The 11,030-nt window shown below is 44.1% G+C and carries 9 protein-coding genes; 5 read left to right on the forward strand and 4 right to left on the reverse strand.

From position 1 onward, the window contains the following. Positions 1-19 precede the first annotated feature (19 nt). Both ACFQZS_RS15670 and ACFQZS_RS15675 read right to left on the reverse strand, forming a co-directional pair. Entirely contained in the window at positions 20-442 is a 423-nt protein-coding gene (locus tag ACFQZS_RS15670; protein WP_377101869.1) for a hypothetical protein, read from the reverse strand. Between the two features lie 334 nt (positions 443-776). After that, positions 777-1,805 (reverse strand): Kelch repeat-containing protein, encoded by a 1,029-nt coding sequence (locus ACFQZS_RS15675; protein WP_377101870.1) that lies wholly within the window; start codon positions 1,803-1,805, stop codon positions 777-779. A 270-nt stretch (positions 1,806-2,075) separates the two neighbouring features. Between ACFQZS_RS15675 and ACFQZS_RS15680 the strand changes: the two genes are divergently transcribed. Both ACFQZS_RS15680 and ACFQZS_RS15685 read left to right on the forward strand, forming a co-directional pair. Then, complete coding sequence (locus tag ACFQZS_RS15680; protein WP_377101871.1) at positions 2,076-3,308, forward strand: cystathionine gamma-synthase family protein; 1,233 nt, start codon at positions 2,076-2,078, stop codon at positions 3,306-3,308. A 323-nt stretch (positions 3,309-3,631) separates the two neighbouring features. After that, positions 3,632-5,086 (forward strand): phytoene desaturase family protein, encoded by a 1,455-nt coding sequence (locus ACFQZS_RS15685; protein WP_377101872.1) that lies wholly within the window; start codon positions 3,632-3,634, stop codon positions 5,084-5,086. A gap of 3 nt (positions 5,087-5,089) precedes the next feature. On the opposite strand, the gene ACFQZS_RS15690 is transcribed toward ACFQZS_RS15685, so the two are convergent. Beyond that, positions 5,090-5,959, reverse strand: coding sequence for a carboxypeptidase-like regulatory domain-containing protein (locus ACFQZS_RS15690; protein ID WP_377101874.1), 870 nt, complete (start codon positions 5,957-5,959; stop codon positions 5,090-5,092). A gap of 106 nt (positions 5,960-6,065) precedes the next feature. On the opposite strand from ACFQZS_RS15690, the gene ACFQZS_RS15695 reads away from it, so the two are divergent. Together ACFQZS_RS15695 and ACFQZS_RS15700 are read left to right on the forward strand one after the other, a co-directional pair. Next, on the forward strand, positions 6,066-7,415 hold the full coding sequence (locus tag ACFQZS_RS15695) for a sigma-54-dependent transcriptional regulator (RefSeq protein WP_377101875.1): 1,350 nt from the start codon (positions 6,066-6,068) through the stop codon (positions 7,413-7,415). 75 nt (positions 7,416-7,490) lie between these two features. Continuing rightward, positions 7,491-7,946, forward strand: a complete 456-nt coding sequence (locus ACFQZS_RS15700) for a DUF1569 domain-containing protein (RefSeq protein WP_377101876.1) — start codon at positions 7,491-7,493, stop codon at positions 7,944-7,946. A gap of 120 nt (positions 7,947-8,066) precedes the next feature. On the opposite strand, the gene ACFQZS_RS15705 is transcribed toward ACFQZS_RS15700, so the two are convergent. Continuing rightward, positions 8,067-8,825, reverse strand: coding sequence for a segregation and condensation protein A (locus tag ACFQZS_RS15705; protein ID WP_377101878.1), 759 nt, complete (start codon positions 8,823-8,825; stop codon positions 8,067-8,069). Positions 8,826-8,946: 121 nt separating this feature from the next. On the opposite strand from ACFQZS_RS15705, the gene dxs reads away from it, so the two are divergent. Next, the gene (dxs, locus tag ACFQZS_RS15710; RefSeq protein WP_377101879.1) at positions 8,947-10,875 is read left to right on the forward strand and encodes a 1-deoxy-D-xylulose-5-phosphate synthase; all 1,929 of its coding nucleotides are present in this window, start codon (positions 8,947-8,949) and stop codon (positions 10,873-10,875) included. Positions 10,876-11,030 lie beyond the last annotated feature (155 nt).

Below are 11,030 nucleotides of genomic sequence, written 5' to 3' on the forward strand. Positions count from 1 at the left end.
CGCCCGTCCTTCGACAGGCTCAGGATGACACGCGCTCTTTTTCTTTATTCACCAAAGGTGGGTTAGTTATGGTCACATCATTACTTACATCATACAATTCTACATCATCAGGGTGTTTGGGTGCCCAAAAAATATAATAGTAGGCCAGGCACGCCACTCCTGATAAAAACGGAGCAATAGTGAGCTGTCTGTAGGTTATTCCGGCAAAAACCTCAGCACCGTCTATACCCAAAAACTCCGTCGACATCCAATAGGAATTGGCCAGTATCCACAATGTAATTGCCAGGTTATGGGTAAGCTCGGCCATCATGTGCCGGGTGCGCCAGGCTATTACCATAGAGATGATGAGCGTTGGAAAGATCATTACAATGCCCAGTGGTTTCCAGATAAGGCACCAGCCGATATCCTTGAACAGCCAAAAAACAATGTGAAGATTCTCCATCTTCCGGTACTTGAGTGGGATAGTATAAATGGACATGAAGCGAAAATAAATAAAATTTATGATGCAAGGTGTTGCAGGAATATATGCAACACTTTGCAACACTTGCAACAGCATTTTTTTCAACTATTTACGTATCAACCACTTACAATTATTACATGTTAAAACATGCAACACTTTGCAACAGACATATTCGTCAGAAAATTTAGCTGTAATTCGATATCAAATATTTGATTATCAACTAATTGTTATCAGCAAAATTTACACTTTTTTTGCAACGCTTTTGTAACAGTAATTTATTAAAGATCTGTAGCCCTACTTTGCGTAAGACTATTATTTAAAATACCTCATCCGTGGTGACATTTGATTTTTCAAGCGCAATGCCATTATTGCCCGCGCCGCCGGCAATATAAATATCGTAGTTAGTTTTGTTGCCGTTAACGGTAGTTATAACCGCTCCACCCGGTCCGTTGCGTGCAAAATTGAGGTCGGATGCTTTGGTAAAAGCCTTGTAGGTTCTTGGGTCAATGTAATAAATATCCTTCCGTGGTGCATTGGGTTCAGTGTCGGTAGCGCGTTCGCCGCCTATATAAAATAAAAAGGGGCCTGCCGCAATAGCCGAACCGCCGCCCGACCCTTTTGGCAGTTTGGCCTGAAGGGTTGACCACTTACCTGTTTTAAAGTCGTATTCATCCACCTCTAAAACAACCTTACTGTAAAACGCACTAAATTCCGGCTCGTGTATGCTGGTATTCCGGCCGCCGATAGCGTATAATTTATCGTTTAAAACAGCAGCCATACTATGGTCGCGTATATGCGGCGCATTCGCCAATACCGTCCATTTATCAGTTGCCGGATCATAAACATCAAACATATTGGTGGTTCCGCTGGCGTGGCCATTTTGTATCCCTCCGGCCAAATAAAGCTTGCCATTATAAACCGCTGCCCCGGCACCGGCGCGGCGGCGCTCTACCGGTAAACCCGATAACTTTTTCCAGCTATCCGCTTTGGTATCATAGCAAAGTACATTGGCGGCTGTTGTTTGGTTAGGATAGTTGTTATCTACAAAAGCCTCCAGCACATAAATTTTATCGCCTAACGCCACCGGTTGAAAGTGGTGCATAACGCTTGGCGCTGTCGCGCCCTTCGTCCACGTTGCGGTTGTCGGGTCATATATCTCAACGGGCATCGCGGCGTTGCCGCCACCGCCTATCAGGTATAATTTACCATTCGCCGCCGCCATTCCGCATTCGCTGCGCGAATTTACGGTGTTAGTTGTTTTTACCAATTCCCCCGGCCGGCTTTGCGCGCGGCCTGACAAACTTATTATAACAAGCGCGGGAAGCAGGAATATCCATTTTTTCATAGCAGATGTGCCCCTTAGCCGGGGCATATATTTTTGTTATTTAAAATTAGTGATAATCAACCAATATACACAACCAACAGATATAGCCCGGTCAACTACCCGAGGCAATCTTCCGATGGCTTTCTCAATAGCGATGGGTTTAAAACCCATCGCTATGATATAAATCTTCTTAAAACAATATTCCTAACGTCATATCCTCCCTCATCATTAAAAAATTCCCTTAAAAACTACTAAGTTCGCAGTCTGATATCGTGATAACTGAATAAGACAATGACAACAAAAAAAGGCTTTACCACTACCCTGCTGCACGCAGACCGTTTACAAAAACCCGAACACGGCGCTTTACATAAACCCATCCATACCTCGGTAACGTTTGGTTATGATGATGTACAGGACCTGGTAGATGTTTTTCAGAACAAAACAAGCGGTTATGCTTACTCGCGCCAGGGCAGCCCTACTGTTAGCGCGCTGGAGCATAAGGTAACGCAAATGGAGAATGGTTTTGCTTCGGTGGGCTTTGCAACCGGCATGGCGGCCATATCGTCAACCGTTTTAGCATTGGTAAAACACGGCGACCATATTGTGGCCAGTTCTTACTTGTTTGGCAACACCCGCAGCGTATTTCAATCATACATGGATATGGGCCTTGACATTACTTTTGTTGATGCCACCGCGGTAGCCAATGTTGAAAGTGCTTTAAAACCCAACACCCGCATGGTTTTTGTTGAAACCATTGCTAACCCGGCTACGCAGGTTGCCGACCTGGAAGCCATTGGTAACCTGTGCGAACAAAAAGGATTGTTGTATATGGTAGATAACACCATGACCACGCCCTACCTTTTTAAACCCGTAAATGTTAAAGCCGGACTGGTAGCTAATTCGCTTACCAAAAACATAGGTGGCCATGGCAATGCTTTAGGCGGTTGTGTTACTGATACGGGTTTGTTTGACTGGGGTAATTACCCTAACATTTACGACGTATACAAAAAAGGCGATGTTAAAAAATGGGGCATCACCCAGATAAGAAAAAAAGGATTGCGCGACGCAGGCGGCACCATGGCCCCGGAAGCCGCGCATTACATATCAATAGGTGCCGAAACACTGGCACTGCGTATGGATAGATCTACCGATAATGCCATGACGCTGGCAGCTTATTTTGAGGCGCATCCAAACATTAAAAAAGTATTTTATCCGGGTCTGGAAAACCATCCGCAACATGCGCTGGCTAAAAAGCTTTTCTCTGGCTATGGCACCTTATTGAGCATTGAGCTGGTGGAAAGTATGGATTGTTTCGCGTTTTTAAACAAGCTGCAGCTGGTAATAAAATCAAGCAACCTGGGCGATACGCGTACGCTGTCTATCCCGGTAGCGCACACCATATTTAACGAGTTAGGCGCAGAGAAACGCGCCGAAATGGGTATATCAGATAACATGATCCGCCTTTCAATAGGTATTGAGGATAAGGATGATCTGATTGCGGATTTTGCAGCTGCGCTGGGGTAACTTTTCCAACACGTCATTGCGAGGATACGAAGCAATCGCTACACGACAGGCTTGGTAGTATTATCAATCGTTGGTATAGTGCCGCGTATTCTTTTATTTAGATCATAATGGGGCAATTAAATAAATGGCATCAACCTTAAATTAGTGATCACGGTTTTTATTAGCGTGTGTAGAGATTGCTTCGTATCCTCGCAATGACGCGCGGGTTTAGCTAATGCTTATATTTTATCCCCGGCCAATTCCCCCACTTTTTATTTAGAACATTTCGGCCTATAATTGTTTAGCATTTACTGTTTGCTTTTTTATGCTGAGCTGAATCTATTATGCCCGATTTTGAATCCTTACCCAAACGCGATTATGATGCCATTATAGTAGGCTCCGGTCCTAATGGCCTTGCAGCAGCTATATTAATGCAGCTAAATGGCCTTTCGGTTTTGATTTTAGAGGGCAAGGCCAATATCGGCGGCGGCCTGGCCACACAGGATCTGACTTTGCCGGGCTTTAAACATGATGTTTGTTCGGCCATTCATCCCCTGGCCATTAATTCGCCATTTTTTAGAAACCTGCCCCTTGCAGATCACGGGTTGGAATATATCCATCCAACAGTTGCCTGCGCCCATCCGTTGGATGATGGCAGCGCGGGTGTTTTACATTCGTCCATACAAACAACCGCCAAATACTTACCGGGCGATGAGCAGGCCTACACAAAACTCATCTCGCCAATTGTTAAAAGCTGGCCGCTTATTGAAAATGATGTTTTAGGGCCATTGCATTTTCCGCAACACCCCTTTGAAATGGCATCATTCGGGCTAAAAGGCTTACAAAGTGCCGAAAAAATGGTCCGCACTTTTACAACAGAACGCGCCAGGGCGCTATTTGGCGGTATGGCGGCACATAGCATGCAACCGCTAAGTAACAAATCAACCGCGGCTATTGCCCTGGCGCTTATTACTGGTGCGCACCTTAAAGGCTGGCCCATGGCTAAAGGCGGTTCGGCCGCAATTGCCGCGGCGCTGGGTTCGTATTTCATATCGCTGGGTGGGGTTATCGAGACCAATACCTATGTTACTTCGTTATCGCAACTGCCATCGTCTCACGCTGTACTTTTTGACGTAACACCAAAACAAATGCTGCAAATTGCGGGGCATAAATTCTCGTCAATTTACAAATGGCAGCTTAACCGCTACCGTTATGGTATGGGGGTTTTTAAAATTGATTGGGCGTTGGATGGGCCCGTGCCTTTTATTAACGAATTTTGCCACGGTGCCGGTACCGTGCATTTGGGAGGAACATTTGATGAAATAGCCGGCTCTGAACTGGCTGTAAGCAACGGACAATTACCGCAAAAACCATTTGTGTTATTTGCGCAACAAAGCCTGTTTGATCATAGTCGTGCACCCAAGGGTATGCACACCGGCTGGGCCTACTGCCACGTACCCAATGGCTCGGTTAAGAACATGACTGCCGCCATTGAAAACCAGATAGAGCGCTTTGCACCCGGATTTAAAGACATAATATTGGCCCGCCATACCATGACCACCGCGCAAATGCAGGAGCATAACCCCAATTATATAGGTGGTGATATTAACGGCGGCATACAAGATATTACACAATTATTTACCCGTCCGGCACTGCGCTGGTCGCCTTACCGTACATCGGCTAAGGGGCTTTACATCTGTTCGTCGTCAACGCCGCCGGGGGGTGGTGTACACGGCATGTGTGGCTATCATGCGGCAAAAAAAGCTTTAAAGGATGTTTTTGGGATCAAAGCGCGGTAGCTATCAGTCTTTATAAACATCAGCCGTAAAATTCATACTTAAATTACCGCCCACTTTTAGCCAGGTTGATTGACTTTTATCCCTGAACAATATGTGATGGCCCAGCGCCGGAACCGCAGCTATATTGAATGACTTTTGAGGATTGTTACCGGCAGTGCTTTTTAACCACTGGATAGCCACAGCAACCTCTTTATACCCTTCAAGATAGATCTGATATTTTGTAAGATCTACGTGGATCCATTTTTGGCGTACGTGCCCAACATCTAACAGAATATTATCTTTTATAAGCAGTGTATCTGCTAATCCGTTTTTTACGCTGTAGATGTTTAGCCTAAACTTAACGTTATCAAAATGATTAAATATAACGTGCATGTTAAAGGCGGTAAGCCGGCAATTTTTATCAATACCAATAACCGTCCCTATTTCTTTACCTAACTCATCACTGGTATGGTTATGCTCAGATATCATCTTTGTGCTCATAAAGGCAGAGCTTCCTGTTCTGCCAAATGTTTTTACTTTAAACTTTAACGGCTTTACAGCTACCTGACCTAAATAGGTATTAGCAATTGCCAGGGCAATTAGCTGATGCCCATCTTTAAGCCGCTGAACGCCTATTTCAGCAGACTTGTATCCAACGCAACTCACAATTACCGGGTTACCAGGACCAATGCTATCCGGCGATATGGATAATTGAAACCTCCCGGTTGAATCTGCTACCGTACCTATAATTCTGTTTTTAACGCCGATAGTTGCAAAGGGAATGGCTGCTTTGGAAACGGAATCTACTATTTGGCCCTGTATTTTAACCTGCGCTTTTAAAGAGAACGAGGTAAGAAGCAAAAAAATAAATGATTTAAAAAGAGTCTTTGTCATTGTGATAATGTATGTTTTTAAACCCAACCGGAGAATTATAACACAAGCAAGACGAAATAAAAGCCCGAATGGTTACAAACATCATAAATCATTCTAATTTTGATGTGTGGAAACAAAAAAATCGCGTCAAACCTCCATCCTGGTAATTGACGATGAGAAAAAGCTCAATGATCTTTTGTCGCGCATTTTAGGTTTGGAGGGTTATAAGGTACTGCAAGCCTATACCGCCAAACAAGGCTTGAGCATTCTGCATCATGAAGATGTTGTGCTGGTGATAAGCGATGTGAAACTACCCGACGCCAACGGCGTTGAACTGGTAAAAGCCATTAAACAAATAAAACCTTATGTTGAGGTTATCAATCTAACCGCTTACGGCACCATTGCCGATGGTGTGCAAGCCATTCAGAACGGCGCATTCAACTATATTACCAAAGGCGACGATAACGACAAGATAATTCCGCTGGTTAGCCAGGCCTTTGAAAAAGCTGCCCTACAGTTTAACGCGGCGTTATTAAAAAAGAAAGAAAAGGCCAACATCAGCTTTGATGATATCATCGGCACATCGCCCGCAATTATTAGCGCCATAACGCTGGCAAGGAAGGTAGCAGATACCGATACCACAGTATTGCTGACGGGCGAAACCGGAACAGGTAAAGAGGTTTTCGCGTCGGCTATACATCACGAAAGTAAACGCGGCGCGCAGCCATTTGTAGCCATAAACTGCAGCAGCTTTACCGGCGATCTGCTGGAAAGCGAACTATTTGGCTATAAAGCAGGCGCTTTTACCGGCGCACTTAAAGACAAAAAAGGATTGGTAGAAGAAGCCAATAACGGCACCCTTTTTTTAGATGAAATAGGAGAAATAAAGCTTGAAATGCAGGCGCGGCTACTACGCCTGTTAGAAAACAAGAGCTTTATAAAACTGGGCGATACCCAAACTATCAAGGTAAACATCCGCATAATAGCGGCTACCAACCGCGACCTGCAAAAAGAAGCTGATGCCGGAAATTTCAGAAGCGACCTTTTTTACCGCCTATCTGTTTTTAGCATACCATTGCCACCCCTGCGCGAAAGAAAGACAGACATTTTACTATTAGCAGAGTACTACCTTAAAGAGTTCTCTTTAAAAATGGGCAAATTTGCTGTTAAAATGGATAATAGCTTTATCAGGCTTATAAACGGCAACGCGTGGAAAGGCAACATACGCGAACTTAAAAATGTAATGGAGCGGGTAGTAATATTAGCTGATGACGCCGTGGTTTCTGCCGATCTTTTACCACCGGAATTTGATAACCATATTGCTGATAACAATCCATTTGATCTGGCAGGCGTAGAGCGCCTGCATATAATAAAAATATTGCGCCATACCGGCGGCAATAAAGCAGAGACTGCCCGGTTGCTGGGCATTGGCCTCACCACCCTGTACCGCAAGCTGGATGAGTATAAGTTGGGGTAGGTTAATCCATTTTGTAAAATAAAGTTTTGTACCTGATAATACTCAAAATACTATATTTGAGTAAATCCTCTCATCATGATTAAAAGTGTTTTTAACGCTGCCGACGTTGCCGAACTTAAAGCCCGTATAAATAAACTAACGCCGCAAACAGCGGGTCTTTGGGGCAAAATGAATGTATCGCAAATGCTGGCGCACACCAATGTTAGCTATGAAATGGCTTACACCGATAAGCACCCAAAACCCAACGCCTTTGTACGATTTATTTTAAAGGCATTTGTTAAAAATGTGGTGGTTGGCCCAAAACCTTACAAACGTAATACCCCTACCGCCAAAGCTTTTATAATAGCCGACGACAGAGATTTTGAAACGGAGAAAAAACGCTTGTTGGAGTATACAGATCATACCCTGCAATTAGGGAAGCAACACTTTGAAGGCCGCGAATCTTTATCATTCGGGCGTTTAACAGCGGATGAGTGGAATGTTTTGTTCTATAAGCACCTGGACCACCATTTGCAGCAGTTTGGGGTGTAAAAAAGTTACTGCTATTAATCATACAGTCATGCTGAACTTGTTTTAGCAACCCACTTGCCAAGCAGGCGGTAATGCCTGGCGGGATGCTGAAATAAATTCGGCATGACTTTGAAGTTCTAATTATTCCGTTGAACTCTCCTTCGGCGTAACCCAAAAATTATTATACCCCAGCCCTATCTGAATATCCAGCAATTCCTGCTGCAGCATCTCTAAAACAGCTAAAAAGTTGTACACAAAATGCACCTTGTTTTCCGAGTTACCCGCTATGGTTTTAAAATCAAGCTTGCTGTTTATTCGCAACAGGTTATCAATAGCTTTTTTCTGCGCTTCAATGGTATAAGGATATTGTACTACGGTATGCGTTACCTCCTGCGCGCGGTTTTGGTAATTTCGCATCAGGCGGGCGTACACCATCATCAGTTTATACAGGCTGATGTCGGCCAGTTCTTCGCCGGGTAATTTTACTGTTGATTCTGTTTGTTCAATATCGAACTTAACATTACCCCTGCGCTCCTGTTTAAAGCGCTCGTCCTCCATCGGCCTAAGCTCTTCGCATATCTCTTTAAACTTTTTGTATTCTATCAACCTGCGTATCAGCTCGTCTTTTTGATCTATTTCGCTCTCGCCATCCTCTGCATCATATCGCGGCAGCAGCATTTTAGCCTTAATGCGCATCAGCGTAGCGGCAACAAAAATAAACTCGCTGGCCAGCTCAATGTTAAGGCTGGTCATGTGGTGAATGTAATCCAGAAAATCGTTAGCTATGCGGGTGATGGAAATTTCGTGTATATCCAGCTCATCCCGTTCAATAAAGAACAGCAGCAGGTCAAACGGCCCTTCAAACTGCGGGAGTTTTATTTCAAAGCTTTCATCTGTCATGGCTTACCCAAATATAATTTTACTATTTCAAATTTATATAGCCCCTAAACAAACTATTTTTTTATATATTAATTATGATATTTATTAGCTTAATTTGTAGTTAATATCGGTAACATAACAAATGCAGGTACCAGCTGGTAAATTACTTGAAGGCATCAACTCGCCTTCTGATCTTAAAAAAATTTCTGAAGACCAATTAGAGCAGGTTTGCCAGGAACTGCGCCAGTATATTATTGATGTGGTATCAGTAAACGGCGGGCATTTTGCTGCCAGTTTAGGCGTCGTTGAACTGACTGTAGCACTGCATTATATCCTTAATACTCCTTACGATCAGTTAGTGTGGGACGTTGGCCACCAGGCTTACGGACACAAGATATTAACTGGCCGCCGCGATGATTTTCATACCAACCGGGTTTACGGCGGCTTAAGCGGTTTCCCAAAACGCTCAGAGAGCGAATACGATACATTTGGCGTAGGGCACTCCTCTACATCAATATCTGCCGCGCTGGGCATGGCAGTAGCTTCAAAATATAAAGGCGAGAACGACCGTCAGCACGTAGCTGTAATTGGCGATGGTGCCATGACCGCGGGTATGGCTTTTGAAGCTTTAAACCACGCCGGTATAGCCAACTCAAACATTTTGGTTATTCTGAACGACAATAACATGTCTATTGACCCTAATGTTGGCGCGTTAAAAGAGTATTTAACCAGCATAACCACCTCAAAGCCCTACAACCGTTTTAGGGATGATATAGCCAACGTTCTGGCTAAGATCTCATCTATAGGCCCCGATGCTTACAACATGGCGCTTAAAATTGAGAAGAGCATAAAAGGAACTTTACTTAAGCGAAGCAACTTTTTTGAAGCGCTTAAATTCAGATATTTTGGCCCCGTTGATGGACACGATGTTAAAAATTTAGCCAAGGTACTGCGCGATCTGCGCGATATACCCGGACCAAAACTGCTGCACTGCATAACCGTTAAGGGAAAAGGTTACGCCCTGGCCGAAAAAGACCAGACCAAGTGGCATGCTCCGGGCCTTTTTGATAAAATTACCGGCGAGATAAAGAAAACAAAAAGCGAGAAGCCACAACCACCTAAATATCAGGATGTGTTTGGCCACAGCATAATTGAGTTGGCAGAACAGAACCCTAAAATAATGGGGATAACACCTGCTATGCCTTCGGGTTGCTCTTTAAACCTGATGATGAAAGCCATGCCTGAGCGGGCTTTTGACGTGGGCATAGCAGAGCAGCATGCTGTAACTTTTTCTGCAGGATTGGCTACCCAGGGTTTAGTACCGTTTTGCAACATCTACTCCAGCTTTATGCAGCGGGCATATGATCAGGTGATACATGATGTTGCCATACAAAATCTGCATGTTATTTTCTGCCTGGACAGGGCAGGTATTGCCGGTGCCGATGGCGCTACTCACCACGGGGCATATGACCTGGCATTTATGCGTTGCATCCCTAATATGACAGTTTCTTCGCCAATGAATGAGGAAGAACTACGTAACCTGATGTATACTGCGCAACAGGATAATATGGGTCCGTTTGTTATACGCTACCCACGTGGTAGCGGCGTAATGGTTGATTGGCAGCGTCCGTTTAAGCCTTTACAAGTTGGTAAAGGGCGCAAAATATGCGATGGTGAAGATGTAGCCATACTTACCTTAGGACATATTGGTAACGAAGCCGTAAACGCTGTTGCCGAACTGAATGCAGAGGGTTATTACCCGGCCCATTACGATATGCGTTTTGTTAAACCTATTGACGAAGCATTATTGCACGAAGTATTTAAAAAATTCAGCAAAGTTATAACTGTTGAAGATGGTTGTATTGAAGGCGGTATGGGAACAGCTGTACTTGAATTTATGGCCGATAATAACTACCAGGCACAAGTTATCCGCCTGGGTATCCCCGATAAAATTATAGAACATGGCGAGCAGCCCGAACTTTGGGCCGAATGTGGGTATGATGCTGCTAATATTGCTGCAAAAGTTAAAAGTATAGCTGTACAGCGTAAGGCACATACTATTGCCAGTTAATTGGTGATTAGTTTTTTTGTCATTGCGAGGTACGAATCAATCGCAAGGAAAAAAGTCCGCTATACATAGTTCGCGATTGCTTCGTACCTCGCAATTGTAAAGGTCAGATAATTCGGTAACAGATTAGCTTTACAAACCAAAGCTAAGAGTTATGC

It is taken from the genome of Mucilaginibacter calamicampi (assembly GCF_042676765.1).
Lineage (GTDB): Bacteria > Bacteroidota > Bacteroidia > Sphingobacteriales > Sphingobacteriaceae > Mucilaginibacter > Mucilaginibacter calamicampi.